The 13860-nt window shown below is 26.8% G+C and carries 15 protein-coding genes; 14 read left to right on the forward strand and 1 reads right to left on the reverse strand.

Annotated features, from left to right (window positions below; genetic code table 11):
- Positions 1-106: 106 nt before the first annotated feature.
- The 11 genes from JYG23_RS03115 to JYG23_RS03165 all read left to right on the forward strand — a co-directional run bounded on the left by JYG23_RS03115 (position 107) and on the right by JYG23_RS03165 (position 10235).
- Entirely contained in the window at positions 107-709 is a 603-nt protein-coding gene (locus JYG23_RS03115; protein WP_242631623.1) for a GNAT family N-acetyltransferase, read from the forward strand.
- A gap of 169 nt (positions 710-878) precedes the next feature.
- Positions 879-1418: a hypothetical protein gene (locus JYG23_RS03120; RefSeq protein WP_207237012.1), complete on the forward strand. Its 540-nt coding sequence runs from the start codon at positions 879-881 to the stop codon at positions 1416-1418.
- Between the two features lie 203 nt (positions 1419-1621).
- A complete protein-coding gene (locus JYG23_RS03125) occupies positions 1622-2137 on the forward strand; it encodes a hypothetical protein (protein WP_207237013.1) in 516 nt (171 codons plus the stop codon).
- A gap of 8 nt (positions 2138-2145) precedes the next feature.
- Complete coding sequence (locus JYG23_RS03130; RefSeq protein WP_207237015.1) at positions 2146-3087, forward strand: DHHW family protein; 942 nt, start codon at positions 2146-2148, stop codon at positions 3085-3087.
- Between the two features lie 282 nt (positions 3088-3369).
- The gene (locus JYG23_RS03135; RefSeq protein ID WP_207237016.1) at positions 3370-4143 is read left to right on the forward strand and encodes a nucleoside phosphorylase; all 774 of its coding nucleotides are present in this window, start codon (positions 3370-3372) and stop codon (positions 4141-4143) included.
- Positions 4144-4235: 92 nt separating this feature from the next.
- Positions 4236-5852 carry an ABC transporter ATP-binding protein gene (locus JYG23_RS03140; RefSeq protein WP_207237017.1) on the forward strand — a complete coding sequence of 539 codons (1617 nt, stop codon included), beginning with the start codon at positions 4236-4238 and terminating at the stop codon, positions 5850-5852.
- Between the two features lie 289 nt (positions 5853-6141).
- Positions 6142-6978 (forward strand): GNAT family N-acetyltransferase, encoded by an 837-nt coding sequence (locus tag JYG23_RS03145; protein ID WP_207237019.1) that lies wholly within the window; start codon positions 6142-6144, stop codon positions 6976-6978.
- Positions 6979-7127: 149 nt separating this feature from the next.
- Positions 7128-7592, forward strand: a complete 465-nt coding sequence (locus tag JYG23_RS03150) for a pyridoxamine 5'-phosphate oxidase family protein (RefSeq protein WP_207237020.1) — start codon at positions 7128-7130, stop codon at positions 7590-7592.
- A 105-nt stretch (positions 7593-7697) separates the two neighbouring features.
- Complete coding sequence (locus JYG23_RS03155; protein ID WP_207237022.1) at positions 7698-8690, forward strand: ATP-binding cassette domain-containing protein; 993 nt, start codon at positions 7698-7700, stop codon at positions 8688-8690.
- On the forward strand, positions 8683-9471 hold the full coding sequence (locus tag JYG23_RS03160; protein ID WP_207237023.1) for an ABC-2 family transporter protein: 789 nt from the start codon (positions 8683-8685) through the stop codon (positions 9469-9471). Before JYG23_RS03155 ends, JYG23_RS03160 begins: the two co-directional genes overlap by 8 nt.
- A gap of 5 nt (positions 9472-9476) precedes the next feature.
- Entirely contained in the window at positions 9477-10235 is a 759-nt protein-coding gene (locus tag JYG23_RS03165; protein WP_207237025.1) for an ABC-2 family transporter protein, read from the forward strand.
- Positions 10236-10307: 72 nt separating this feature from the next.
- On the opposite strand, the gene JYG23_RS03170 is transcribed toward JYG23_RS03165, so the two are convergent.
- The gene (locus JYG23_RS03170) at positions 10308-10778 is read right to left on the reverse strand and encodes a hypothetical protein (protein WP_207237026.1); all 471 of its coding nucleotides are present in this window, start codon (positions 10776-10778) and stop codon (positions 10308-10310) included.
- Between the two features lie 212 nt (positions 10779-10990).
- On the opposite strand from JYG23_RS03170, the gene JYG23_RS03175 reads away from it, so the two are divergent.
- The 3 genes from JYG23_RS03175 (at position 10991) to JYG23_RS03185 (ending at position 13819) form a co-directional block, all read left to right on the forward strand.
- Complete coding sequence (locus JYG23_RS03175; protein ID WP_207237028.1) at positions 10991-11686, forward strand: response regulator transcription factor; 696 nt, start codon at positions 10991-10993, stop codon at positions 11684-11686.
- Complete coding sequence (locus JYG23_RS03180) at positions 11676-13136, forward strand: ATP-binding protein (RefSeq protein WP_207237030.1); 1461 nt, start codon at positions 11676-11678, stop codon at positions 13134-13136. Before JYG23_RS03175 ends, JYG23_RS03180 begins: the two co-directional genes overlap by 11 nt.
- A gap of 254 nt (positions 13137-13390) precedes the next feature.
- Positions 13391-13819 (forward strand): MarR family winged helix-turn-helix transcriptional regulator, encoded by a 429-nt coding sequence (locus JYG23_RS03185; RefSeq protein WP_207237031.1) that lies wholly within the window; start codon positions 13391-13393, stop codon positions 13817-13819.
- The last annotated feature ends 41 nt before the right edge of the window (positions 13820-13860 follow it).

Genomic DNA, 13860 nt, shown 5'->3' on the forward strand with positions numbered 1-13860 from the left:
ATAAATAAAAATTCAACCTAACCTCAAGAACTACTTTTTACTATGCTCTGATAGGTTAGGTTTTTCTGTTGGCGATAAAAATCATATATAATATTTATAAGTGCAAATGGAATATATTGTATCACATGACTTAATGTGTTGTGATTTAACAGTTAAGAATATTTATCTAATACTAATGGAGGATGCTATGAATATAGAATTAAAAAAAGTCGATGTTGAGGAAAAAGAGATTCTTAAGAATTTAATGGAAAAATACGATTATGAGTTTTCCCAATGGGATAATCGTGATGTCAATAAGCTTGGGTTGTATGGTTATAACTATCTTGACTGTTATTGGACAGATAATAATAGATATGCTTTCTTTATATTAGTTGATGGAATGCTTGGAGGTTTTGTTATGGTCAATGATTGTCCAGAAGCAAACGAAAAAGCAGATTATGCCATAGCAGAATTTTTTGTAATGTACAAATATAGACAAAAAGGTGTGGGGAAATTTGTTGCTTATAAAGTTTTTGATATGTTACGTGGAAAATGGCAACTAAAAAGGCATCCTAAAAATACTCCATCTGTACATTTTTGGAATAAAATCGTTTCAGAATATACAAATGGAAATTTCAGACTTGTTGAATCATGTCCTAATACCGATTATGATGACGGGACTTTGGCTGATGTATTCTTCTTTGATAATTCTGATAACTGTGATAAATAAGCAAAATATTTTTTATTAAAGATAAAATTTTTTTAAAATTGATGATGAATACTTTGATTCTTTGCTTATGAATTAATATTTATAACAGAAATTATGAGCAAAAACACAAAGTTAATATTAATAAAAGAATCTAAAAAATATTTATGTTTTGAAAGGTGTGTTAATATTTATGTTCAATAAAAAAATAAAATCAACAATTCTTTTTACTTTAATAGTTCATACTGTTTTTTTGCTAAGTGGGTGTTCTGAACAAAATATATCAGAAGAGGAATATGAACAACTACTATCACAAAACATACAGCTGGTTTCAGAACTGGAAAATATAAAAGAAACCGATAATAAAAAAGAAACAATCAACACGATGGTAACTGGTCACTTTGTAGCAAATGTGCGACAGCTTAGTCCTGATTACTGTTTAGATGATTTTACACCAACAGTTGCTGTGCTTACTTGTTTTCAAGATTATCCCTTTATGGTACATATAGGTGAGGAAATGGCTTCTCAATTAGTTGTTGGAAAAAGTTACTATTTTGAAATTGTAGAAACAGAAATAGGAGAAATTCTTAAAACAGATTTTGATAAGCATTTTCTTTCAATTAATGCAGCATTCGCCCAATATAATCTTAAAATAAAAAATTTTAGAACTCCAAGTGAAAATGAATGTGGAATAGTATCTACTTTTATTACTTATGAAGAAATAACTAAATAAAATAAGAATAATCTATATAATTTAATATTAATAAAGCATAAAGAGGCTATTAAAAATAGTCTTTTTTATTGCATTAAAAATAGATTAAGTGTCAAAACAAAAATAAATATTATAATTTCATGGAACTTTATTATTTTCTCTTCGTCTAAAAAAGTATGGTAAAAAAATAACCAAATTATTTATTCATAAGGAGATAAATTAACATGAAATTTAAAAAAATTGTTTTAGGATTAGTAATAGCGGCTTTAGCATTTGGAGCAGTAGCATGTACAGACAAATCAAATGATACAAATATTGACAATGGTCAACAACAAGATAAAGAGGAAAAAGAATTAACTGGATCTTTAGAAGAAATTATGACTTCTATATATGAAGGTATTGATGAAGAAATGCCAATGGTTGCAAATACAGTTTTAACTGAGGAAAATGTTGCATACTTTGCTGGTATCGAGAAACTAGATGGAAATGAAGGTTTAGCTTCTGAAGCAATGATTAATGCTAAAGCACACTCAGTAGTTCTTGTAAAAGCTAAAGAAGGCACTGATATTGAAGCTTTAAAAAAAGAAATGAAAGAGAAAGTTGATCCAAGAAAATGGATTTGCGTTGGAGTTGAAAGAGAAGAAATTATAGTTGATAATATTGGAAATACAGTTATATTAATTATAGATGATCAAGTAGCTTATAAAATTCATGAAAGTTTCTTAGCATTAGGAAAATAATTAGGGAAATGAAACTAAATAGAAAAGTATTTATTCCTATTTTATTAGTTGCTTTAATAATTATAATGGGAATTACACAAGCAAGTAATATTAAAAGAATGTATTTGAATATTATCAAAAAGCCTGACGAAAATGGAATGTATACTTACAATGATAATTATTTTAAATCAATATATCCATTAAATGATAAGTCAGTTTTAAGGTTTTCGAACAAGCTAAATACCTTATATGACACTTTTTTGTCTGATGATATGAATGTATATTATGCTATCATCCCTGATAAAACATATTATGATAAAGACTCTATGTATAAGACTTTAGATTATGATAAAATGATTGAAATGTTAAATCAAAATATAGATAATATAGAGTATATTGACTTGAAAGATTCATTAAACTTAAATGATTACTTTAAAACAGATAATCATTGGAAGCAAGATAAAATATTTGATGCTTTAAATAAATTAGGAGAAACTTTAGGGTTTACTATTGATAAATCTAATTTTGAAGAAAACTCTTATGATTCATTTGTTGGTATGTATAAAAACTATATTAATGACTCAAAAGTTAAAGAAGAGTTGGTATACATGTTTAATAAATATATAGATAATGCATTTGTAGATAATTATCAAAACAATGATTTCCATAGTATATATGATGTTGAAAAGCTAAATTCGGAAATACCTTATGATATATACTTATCAGGTGCAACACCATTTGTTACAGTAACAAATAAGCTTGCTAAAACTGACAAAGAACTTATAATATTTAGAGATTCTTTTTCAAGTAGCTTAACACCACTTATAATAAGTGAGTATAGTAAAATTACTCTGATTGATTTAAGATATATGATGAGTACTGTGCTAAATGATTTTATAGAATTTGATAATCAAGATGTACTTTTCTTGTATAGCTCAGCAGTAGTTAATAATAGTACAATGTTAAAATAACATCTATTAGAAGATAATTAAGGTTATCTTCTTTTTTTCGTTTAAGAAAGCTTAAAAGTATGACATTACGTAATTATGTATTAATTATTTTTGGTGTTTTTTTGAGCTAATATAAATTTATTTACTATTATGGCAATTAATGTTATAATATTGTTATAAGGAGAATAAATAAGATACATTATTAAGAAATGACAACATAAAATATTAAAGGTGCAAATTTTCTATGTGCTAAAGAAAAAGCAGTATTTTGGTATTTAGAATTTTAATAAAATGGAGGTAAAAATGATAAGTAAAAATGATTTTCCTATATTAGAATTTGATTCTAATAAAAATTCAAAAATAAATCCATCTAGCATTATAGCTAAAAAAGATGTTCCAAAATGTTGTGTTATAACGTTTTTTGGTGATGTAATTGAGCAAATGCTTAAAAATGATAGACTAAAGCAAATAGGAACCTTTGCTACAACATCTATACGTCTACCAATTTATGAAACAGAATATTCTGGTAAAAGAATTGGTATTATTGCAGGTTTTTTAGGAGCTGCTGGTTCAGCTGGACAACTAGAAGAATTAATTGCAATGGGATTCAAGAAATTTATCGTTTGTGGTGGTGCTGGAGTATTACAAAAGGGTATTCAGGTTGGACATTTAGTAGTTCCATATTCAGCTATTAGAGATGAAGGTCTTTCATATCATTATTTAGAACCTTCAAGAGAGGTAGAATGTGATTTTGACGTACTTGATGTAATTGAAAATCAACTTAGTACTGATAATATACCATATATAAAAGCAAAAACTTGGACTACAGATGCATTTTATAGAGAAACAGAAGATAAAGTTAAGCTTAGGGTGTCTGAAGGTTGTGTGACTGTAGAAATGGAAGCTGCGGCATTTTTTGCAATATCAAAATTTAGAGGTGTAAAACTAGGTCTAGTTCTTTATGGTGGTGATGATTTAAGCGGTGTAGAATGGGATTCACGCAAATGGAATAGTAGAGAAAACATAAGAAAAAATCTTGTTGAATTATCATTTAAGATTTGTCTGAAGCTAAAATAATTGGATTAAAACATTGTTTTAATCCAATTATTTTGATTTTAGATATTTAAATAAATAAGAAACATATTTATAGATTGAGAGGTACTTATAAAATGTTAAATATCAAAATGCCTAAACACGTAAAAAAATACTGTGCAATTTCTGTAATAGTATATTTAATAATTAATATATTGAGTAAAATATCGCCTATTATTATGAAACAAATAATAGATGTTGCAATTCCATGTAAAGATATGAAATTAGTATTTAATATGATTATTACATTTACTTGTTTACCAATAATTGTTACTACGTCAGATGTTTTTTACTTCAAATATATAAATAAAAAAATATGGGAAAATGCATTGGAAGTAAACTTTAGAGTTTTTAAAAAAATTATGCGTCAACCTATAAACTATTTCATAGAAAATAATCATGGGGATTTAATGAATTTGTATAAAAGTGATATTACACAGTTGTATTCATACTTTTTGGTTGAATTACCAAAATTAATATCAGGTGGTATTGTGGCCATAGTACTTCTTATTTATTTGTTTACAATAAGTCCGATTATATTTTATATAGAACTTATATCTATTCCATTAATTATATTACCAACAAAAAAAATATTTGCTAAAGTAAAAAATCTTTCGAAAAACATATTTTCTAGTAATGGGAAAAGAATTGGTATTGTGAATGAGACATTATTGAAAAATAAGCTAGTTAAAGTAAATAATTTAGAAAAAATGCAAGAAGATAAATTATTAGAATCGCATAATGATTTGATTACTTCATGGAAAAAAATATTTGTATATGATTTATTAACGTCAAGTTGGACAAACTCTTTTGTTGCTCCATTGCTTTTGGCTTTTGCCTTCATATATTCAGCAAATATGGTTATAAAAGGAGAAATGACTATAGGAAGTTTAATTATTATTATATCTTATTTACCAATAATAAATTCTTTTTTAGGCTCATTAGCTTCTACTAATATTAGGTTAGCTCAAAAAAACGAAGAGTTTATAAAAGTTATGGAAATGTCAAAAGAGCAAACAAATATATCAAAAGAATGTATATGTATTAAAGATATAAACAGTGTAAAATTAAATAATTTAAGCTTTGGATATAACGTTAATGAATGTTTATTTAATTCCATAAATCTTACACTAAATAAAGGTGAAGTATTGTGTATTAAAGGTGCGAATGGGAGTGGAAAATCTACTTTAATTGATTTAATGTTGGGACTATATAAACCTCTTTCAGGATGCATTGTTATTAATGAAAATAGTTTGGATAGCTTAGATAAAAAAGCATACTATGAAAATATTTCTTATGTTATGCAAGACGTAGAGATTTTTTCTGATTCAATACGAAATAGTTTTAAAGTTTATAACCACAACATTACAGATGAGAAAATATATGAATATTTAAAATGTGTAAATTTAGACCAAGTAATTCTTAATTCAAAAGATGGTTTGGATACTAAAGTAAGTTTAAAAGCGGATAACTTATCTGGTGGAGAAAAAAGAAAACTATTTTTAGCTTTAGCTCTAACTAAAAATGCAAATTTAATTATCTTGGATGAGGTAACACAAAATTTAGATGATATTTCAATTAAGATAATACACAATACATTAGAAAATATAAAACAAAAAGGAAACAAAATAATAATTATTATTACGCATGATGAATATCTAAATGATTTAGCAGATAAATTTTTGAAATTATAAAAATCAAATATAGCTTAGAATAGGGATTTTATATACTATTTGGTTTTGGGGTGGATATAGCCGTCATAATGATTTATATCGTCAAGTGTTTGATAAAGAAGGGAATATTCTTGATGAAGAATTTATTATAAGTAATTCTGCAATTATGATGTACTCACCGTTTTTATCCGATACATCTACCAACAACTGATAATGAGTATAATTTATAGAAATTAAATTGAAAATTGAATTTTTGTATGTTACGATTATAGAATGAAGATTATTTATTTTAGGAAATAGAGGAATATTTATGGAAGTATTAAAGTTAGAAAATGGGTTTAATGAAGAAGCAAAGAATTTGCTTAATATTAACTCAAACTATATTATTGCTTTTAATGATGCAGATAATTTCTATGCTGCATATAAAGGTAATTATTTAATAGGAATTGGTTCATTATGGAAAAACAAGATGCATCCATACAGACAATATATCAGTATAGTTGTAGATGAAACCGAAAGAAATAAAGGATATGGAACTAAGATATTTGAATACTTAAAGCATAAAACTAAATTGCAAAAGTTTCAAACTGCTTTTGATTCGTGTAATGTTGGTGCACTCTCATTTGCAAAACACTGTGGTTTCTACTTGGCACGAAAGTGTTATTGTTATGAAGTAACAAAAACAGAGCTAAAGTCTTTAGACGTTATGTCACTTAAAGATGAAATATATGTAGTAGACGATTTAATTGATAACGAAAAGTTATTTTCTATGATAAAACAGGATTATGAATGTAAACATATAAACGTAAATCCTATGGCTAAGGATATTTCAAAAGAGTATTTTATAAATACAATTAAATCTGGAATGTTATTGAGTGACAGTTATGTATTAGTAAAGAATCAAGAGATTGAAGCATACTTTATTGCATATAAATCAGATGATAAAGTAGTAGCTATGGGGTATACCGGAACACGTGTTAGCAAAGAAAAATATCGTTCATTTTTATATGATATTATTTGCAGGTTGTTTTCTAAATATGATGTCTTAGAATTAGAAATTGATGGTTGTGATGAAGATGCCATGTTTTTGGGAAAGTTGTTTTCAAAAAAACCTATTGATTCATGGGATGCATATTTAAGAGACTAGAAATGAAGAACATATAAAGCAAGTCAATAGTTATAAATAATTTATTTTATAAAGGATGTTAAAAATGTATTCAAAGCAAGAATTATTTCAGATATAAAAACTATTTGTTTATATGAATGAGTAACACTGATGAAAGGAAGATACGAACAATGAATTTTTTTGAGGAAAGTATGCAGGTCATGAATGAATTATATGGACATGATGTTGCAATGCCGTTGGCTACTGTCAATGGCGAAAAAGCTAATTTGAGAGTAGTAAATGCTTATTATAAAGATAAAGCATTCTACATTACTACATATGCGTTGAGCAATAAAATGAAAGAAATCAAGCTTAATCCATACGTTGCAATTAATCATAATTTATTTGTGGCACATGGCGTAGGTGAGAATATTGGAAACCCACTTGACGAAACAAACAAAGCGTTGCGTGAAGAACTGAGGCATGCATTTTGTGCATTTTATGATAAACATGTAGATGAGAATGATAAAAATACCTGTATTTTAAAAATCAAATTAACCGATGCACTTGTTTTCGCACATGATTTTAAATATTTTATTGATTTTGATAAAGAAATAGCAACAAGGAAAAAATGTGTTGTTGATATTGTTTTCTAATGAACAAAATGAGCAGAACACGAAATTATATAAATGTTGTGAGACTAATATTGGATAGAGACAGTAATTCAGACAATTGTAACCCTAGATGTGTGAGGTAAACTTATGGTACAGATAGAAGTAAAAGATATATGTAAAAGTTATAAAACTTATTTTAAAGGAGAAAAATTAACTACATCTTTTAAAGGATTATTTCATAGAAAATACAAAATGGTAAAAGCTGTAAGCAATATTACTTTTTCCATAAATTCTGGCGAAATTTTAGGATTGGTTGGGCTTAACGGAGCTGGAAAAACAACGATTATTAAAATGATTTCTGGAATAGTAAAATCTGATAGTGGAAGTATAAAAATACTAAACGAGGATCCTTTTACTAAAACAAACAACTATAGAAAAAGTGTGTCACTAGTAATGGGTCAAAAAGGACAATTAGATCGTGATTTAACAATTCTTGATTCAGTAAAGCTTTACTCTACAATATACTCTATAGATAAAAGCGTAGCATTAGAACGCTCTATGTCAATGGCAAAAGAGTTAAATTTTGATGTTAATGATTTAAATAAACAAGTTAGGCAACTTTCCTTAGGGCAAAGAATGAAAGGAGAGTTAATATTGTCTTTTTTGCATTTACCTAAGATTATTTTTTTAGATGAGCCTACTTTAGGATTAGATTTTATAACACAAAAATCTATTAGAAATTATCTGAAAAAATACACAAAAAAGTATAATGCATCAATTCTTTTAACTAGTCATTATATCAACGATATTGAGGACTTATGTGATAATATTTACGTTATAGATCATGGAAAACAACTATATTATGGCTCAATTGAACAATTAAAGTTAAAGACTCCAATTCCTAAAAAAATAGAATTTAGAGCTACTCCTAGTGTTATTACTAATATAGAAGAAACTACTAATTTTTTTGTGCAAAAAAATAATGATATATATACTATTAGTTTTAGAAATGATCAGATGGCAGATATTATTCATTTGTTGGCAAATGCTAAAGAAGTTTTTAATATAAAATTTTCTGAAGATAGCTTAGATGTAATAATTGAGGAATTATATAAGGAGTTGGATAAGTCATATGTTTAAGATCTTTATAGGGTATTGTGAAAATGCTATAAAAAAACTATTTATGTATAGAATTTTTATTATCTCAGAAATTGTTAATTCATTGATTTTACCAATATTGCTGAATTTTTTTCTTTGGAAATCTATTATCAAATATAATTCAATAGGTTATAACTTACAGGAAATGATGTTATACATAATAGTCTCTAATATAATTTTATTATTTACGCAGATACATATTGAACATAATATAGAAGGCGATGTAAAAACGTATAAATTAGGTCAAAAACTACTACTACCATTAAATTATACATTAAACCTTATATTAAACTTTGTTTCAGATAGTATTGTACGCTTTATTTTTATATATTTACCATTACTAATAATAATTTTATTTATATCTCCAAATGCAATAGTATTAGAAAGAGTTTTATATTTATTACCTACGATAATTGTTGCTTTTATTATTAATTCCTTATTTTCTTTAATAATTGGCTTTTTTTCATTTTGGACAACAGAGATATGGGGAATTGCTGCAGTTAGAAATTTAATTACGGGACTACTAACTGGCGCAGTTTTACCATTAGATATATTTCCAAAAACAATTCAGGATATAATGTTATATACACCTTTTCCGTATATAACTTATATACCCACAAAAGTATTAATAGACAATAATTTTAATATAGAAATTATTAAAAATGGGTTATTTATATCTACCCTATGGATTATTACTTTAACAATATTTATGTTAGTACTTAAAAATCGCGGTATGAAAAAATATACATCTAGTGGAGGTTAATGAAAATGATTAAAGAATCATTAGTATATGCTTTTAAAAAATCAACAATGTATAGAGCAAATATGATTAGTTGGTTTTTAGCTGATTTAGCTCTATATATATCAACATTTTTATGTTATTTTATTTTAGGTAAAAGTGTAAGCAATTTTGGTGGTTATAGTGCTAATGAAATTTTGTTATATATTTCGTGTTTCTTTCTGGTGAATAATATATATGCTATTTTCTTTTCTGAATCAGTTTCAAAATATGGCGGATCAATAATAAATGGGCTCTTAGATTATGAGTTGTTAAAGCCTAAATCATTAGTAGTAAATTTTATTATTAAAAATATAAATTTTGCGCCAGCTCTTTCAACACCACTTCTGATGATATTAAATTATTATTGTTTGAAATTATGTAATGCAAATATAAGCATTATATATATATTATCAATAATTTGTGGTTCGTTGACCATGGGTATAATGTTTTTTATAGTTTATAGTATTGCTTTATTTGGTATAAGGGCAGAAGCAATATCAAATATAGTGGTACAATTACTTACTATAGGTGAAAAACCAGATTCAGTATTTCCAAAAGCAATTCAAAATCTATTATTATATGTAATTCCTGTTTTTCTATTTAGTGCTTTACCTACAAGAATTGCTTTATGTAAAATTGATAGTTTAAATTTATTATGGATTTTTTTAGCACCTGTTATTTATATTTTTATTTTGAAAGTAATTATGTCTCTAGGATTAAAAAAATATCAATCTGGAGTTGAATAGACATAAATACACCAAATAATAATCTTATCAACAAAGAAAGTGATGCCATTTTAAACACCACTTTCTTTGTTATTATTCTGAAAAACAAGATCCTTTGGAGTTACCCATTCTTTTGCCTTGTCCTTCACCATTTCTCATACCGTGTCCGTTACCCTTACCAAAACCGATTCCATATTCTTGACCGATTTTAGCAGACCCAGTGCCATCGCAATTTGCTTGATTTTCTACAATAGCATTTATAATCTCATCTGCTTTTTCTTGTGTAAGTATTCCATCAGCAACTTTTTCTTCTAGAATATCTTTTTTGATTTCAATATTTTCTTTTTTGAATTCTTCAAGCTTTCCTGCATCATTTGCAAGAGTTCCATAAGTTTTGCCTGTTTCCTGTTTTGCTTCAATAACAGCTTCGACTGTTTTTCCTGTGAGCCCTGCTACAACGTCCGCAGGAGTTTTATAATTTGAAGCTGCAAATGCTGTCATTGATGTTGCACCAACTACTAATAATACTGTTCCAAGTGTTATGATTTTTTTAATCTTTGTCATTTTAAATGACTCCTTTCATTTTTTTATTAGCATTTCTGCTATGGTTATATAATAATCTACTTTTATGTTTTAATTGTGTTTTTATTATGGAATAAAAACTACTTTTCATTAAATAATTTTTAGTTGTTTTGTATATTACTAAAAAGACACATATTTACCATACTAATTTTTTATGATATATTAATATAAATAAATAATAAGAGGTGTTCAAGTTGGGATATATTTTAGTAGCAGATGATAATACTCAAATTTCTTCAATTTTATCAGAATATATAAAAAAAGAGGGCTATACTCCTATAATAGCAGGTAATGGAGAAGAGGCAATTTCAAAATTCAATGAATTTAATCCAGAAATAATTTTACTTGATGTAATGATGCCTTCTATTGACGGCTTTGAAGTTTGCAGAGAGATAAGAAAAACTTCAAACGTTCCTATTATTATGGTAACCGCACGAGGCGAGGATTTTGAAAGAATTATGGGACTTGATATCGGAGCAGACGATTATATTGTTAAGCCATTTTCTCCTGGAGAGGTAATGGCAAGAGTCCGTGCTATTCTTCGTCGAATTGCTAAATCAGATGATAAAACTTCTCAAGTTTTTAGTTTTGATAACCTTATAATAAATTTAGATGATTATTTTGTAACAGTTGCTAGCCAAAATGTTTCACTAACAAAAAAGGAAATAGAACTTTTATGGACACTTGCAAATAATCAAAACAAAGTCTTTTCAAGGGATAATCTTTTAAATAGCCTTTGGGGATATGATTATTTTGGTGACACAAGAACAGTGGATTCACATATTAAAAGGTTACGAGCTAAGATTAATAAATTTCAACATGATAATTGGGATATTACTACAATATGGGGTGTTGGATATAAATTTGAGGGTTTAAAAAATGAAAAATAGAATTGCATTTAAACTTACTTTATATTTTACATTAGCACTTTTAGTTTTTTTATTAATTTTTAGTGGTATTTTTATTTTCCTTTTTAAAAGAAATACTGTTGAATTAAATAAGATTGAACTTGAAAAAAGGGCAACAAAAATATCCGAAACCTTATCACCCATTATAGAAGGAAACACAATAAAAGTGCAAGGTAAAGGATACGGAGCTTATATTAAATTTTTAAATGATATAGCTATGGCTGATGTCTGGATTGTGGATGAAAATCTTAATATTATTACAAGTGGCAAAGGACTTCACTCACAATATTCATTTTCTGAGTTGCCGCTAAATGCTGAAAATATTGTTAAAGATGTATTTAAAGGGAAAACGGCTTTTAGCGAAAGTTTTAGCTCTATATTAGATACTTCTGTCCTAACAGTTGGAACACCAATAATATCAAGCAATGATATAGTAATTGGTGTTGTGTTACTTCATTCTCCTATCAATGGAATTAACCTTGTAATAGCAAAGGGTATTTTTATTTTGTCTTTAAGCGTTGGCATTGCTTTAATTATTGCTGTTTTACTTTCAATAACTTTTTCTGTAATCTTTACTAAACCTTTGAACAAGATGAATAATACTGCAATAAAACTGGCAGACGGCAATTATACTGTAAAAAATAATATTAAGCAAGGTGATGAAATCGGTACTCTTGCGAATAACATGGATATTCTTTCTGATAGGCTTTATTTATCTTCAAAGGAAAGTGAAAAATTAGAGCAATTAAGACGTGATTTTATTGCGAATATTTCACATGAATTAAGAACTCCAATTACAGTTATCCGTGGTTCTCTTGAAGCACTAAATGACGAAGTTGTAACTGAAGAAAATCAAGTAAAAGAATACTATAAGCAAATGTTAAATGAAAGTATAAACTTACAAAGGCTTATAGGAGATTTACTGGACTTATCAAGACTTCAAAATACAGAGTTTAAAATTGAAATGTTAGATGTAAATATTTACGATGTTATCAATGATATTATAAGAAGTGCAAAAAACATAGCTAAGTCAAAAAATATAGAATTATTGTTAGTAAACACCGCTACAAATTGTTCTATTTGTGGTGATTATGGAAGGCTTAGGCAAATGTTTATGACTTTACTTGACAATGCTATTAAATTTTCTCCACAAAATGGTCACATTAATATAACATTATCTAGAAATGAAAGCTTAAATATTTCAATTAAAGATGAAGGTATAGGAATAGAAAAACAAGATTTACCTTATTTATTTGAACGTTTTTATAAAACAAAAGCAATAGAAAACACAAATGGAACTGGGTTAGGTCTATCGATTGCAAAACAAATTGCGCTTAGACACAATGCGAAAATATGCGTAAATAGTTTAAAAAGCAAGGGAAGTGAGTTTATAGTGAAATTCCCTCTGACAATATTAACTATACACAAATAAAAAGCAAAATTCTATAAGAACGTTCCTACTTTATGAAAGGTTAGAATTATTAAATAGCAAAGCACAACAATCAATCAAACCATTTATCAATTATACAATTAATGATAAATGGTTTTGTTTTATTTGTTAAAAAAATCTTGACAAGAAGAATAAAAAGTGTAAAATATATTTAGCATACGAAATATTATTATACGAAAGTTAATTATACGAAATACTTTTATATAAAATTGATTTGAGAGAAGGTGAATAAACTTATGGAAGAAACATCTAAAGCATTAGAAATACTTAGAACTTTTAGAGAAGTAATGAAGACTCTAAAGAAAAATATAAAGTGTCAATATAAAGAAGTAAATCTAACTGGTGCTCAAGGGATGATGATGGGAATTTTGGCTCATAATGAAAAAATGAAGATTAGTGATTTAAGTGAGAAACTTAATTTATCTAACAGTACCGTTTCAGGAATAGTAGATAGACTTGAAAAGCAAGGATTAGTTGAAAGAGTAAGAAGCAAAGAAGATAGAAGAGTAGTATATGTTAATATTACACCAGAATTCAAAAAAATTGCTGAAGAAAAATTTAAAGAAGCAGAGAAAGAGATTGAAATAAAAATGAGTAGAGCCAGCGACGAAGAGTTGGATAGAATACTTCAAGGATTAAATAGTCTAAAAAAAATACTAGACTAGCTAATATAAAATATGTAACTAACAAGAATAATTTAGTATTT

The sequence above is a fragment of the Sedimentibacter sp. zth1 genome (genome assembly GCF_017352195.1).
In the GTDB taxonomy this organism is placed as follows: Bacteria; Bacillota; Clostridia; order Tissierellales; family Sedimentibacteraceae; genus UBA1535.

What these genes read in the sequence shown, in the direction of transcription:
- JYG23_RS03125 (WP_207237013.1), top strand. Translation starts at nt 1,622, where the DNA reads ATGAAATTTAAAAAAATTGTTTTAGGATTAGTAATAGCGGCTTTAGCA.
- JYG23_RS03185 (WP_207237031.1), top strand. Translation starts at nt 13,391, where the DNA reads ATGGAAGAAACATCTAAAGCATTAGAAATACTTAGAACTTTTAGAGAA.
- JYG23_RS03150 (WP_207237020.1), top strand. Translation starts at nt 7,128, where the DNA reads ATGAATTTTTTTGAGGAAAGTATGCAGGTCATGAATGAATTATATGGA.
- JYG23_RS03130 (WP_207237015.1), top strand. Translation starts at nt 2,146, where the DNA reads ATGAAACTAAATAGAAAAGTATTTATTCCTATTTTATTAGTTGCTTTA.
- JYG23_RS03115 (WP_242631623.1), top strand. Translation starts at nt 107, where the DNA reads ATGGAATATATTGTATCACATGACTTAATGTGTTGTGATTTAACAGTT.
- JYG23_RS03120 (WP_207237012.1), top strand. Translation starts at nt 879, where the DNA reads ATGTTCAATAAAAAAATAAAATCAACAATTCTTTTTACTTTAATAGTT.
- JYG23_RS03155 (WP_207237022.1), top strand. Translation starts at nt 7,698, where the DNA reads ATGGTACAGATAGAAGTAAAAGATATATGTAAAAGTTATAAAACTTAT.
- JYG23_RS03145 (WP_207237019.1), top strand. Translation starts at nt 6,142, where the DNA reads ATGGAAGTATTAAAGTTAGAAAATGGGTTTAATGAAGAAGCAAAGAAT.
- JYG23_RS03180 (WP_207237030.1), top strand. Translation starts at nt 11,676, where the DNA reads ATGAAAAATAGAATTGCATTTAAACTTACTTTATATTTTACATTAGCA.
- JYG23_RS03135 (WP_207237016.1), top strand. Translation starts at nt 3,370, where the DNA reads ATGATAAGTAAAAATGATTTTCCTATATTAGAATTTGATTCTAATAAA.
- JYG23_RS03160 (WP_207237023.1), top strand. Translation starts at nt 8,683, where the DNA reads ATGTTTAAGATCTTTATAGGGTATTGTGAAAATGCTATAAAAAAACTA.
- JYG23_RS03165 (WP_207237025.1), top strand. Translation starts at nt 9,477, where the DNA reads ATGATTAAAGAATCATTAGTATATGCTTTTAAAAAATCAACAATGTAT.
- JYG23_RS03140 (WP_207237017.1), top strand. Translation starts at nt 4,236, where the DNA reads ATGTTAAATATCAAAATGCCTAAACACGTAAAAAAATACTGTGCAATT.
- JYG23_RS03170 (WP_207237026.1), bottom strand. Translation starts at nt 10,778, where the DNA reads ATGACAAAGATTAAAAAAATCATAACACTTGGAACAGTATTATTAGTA.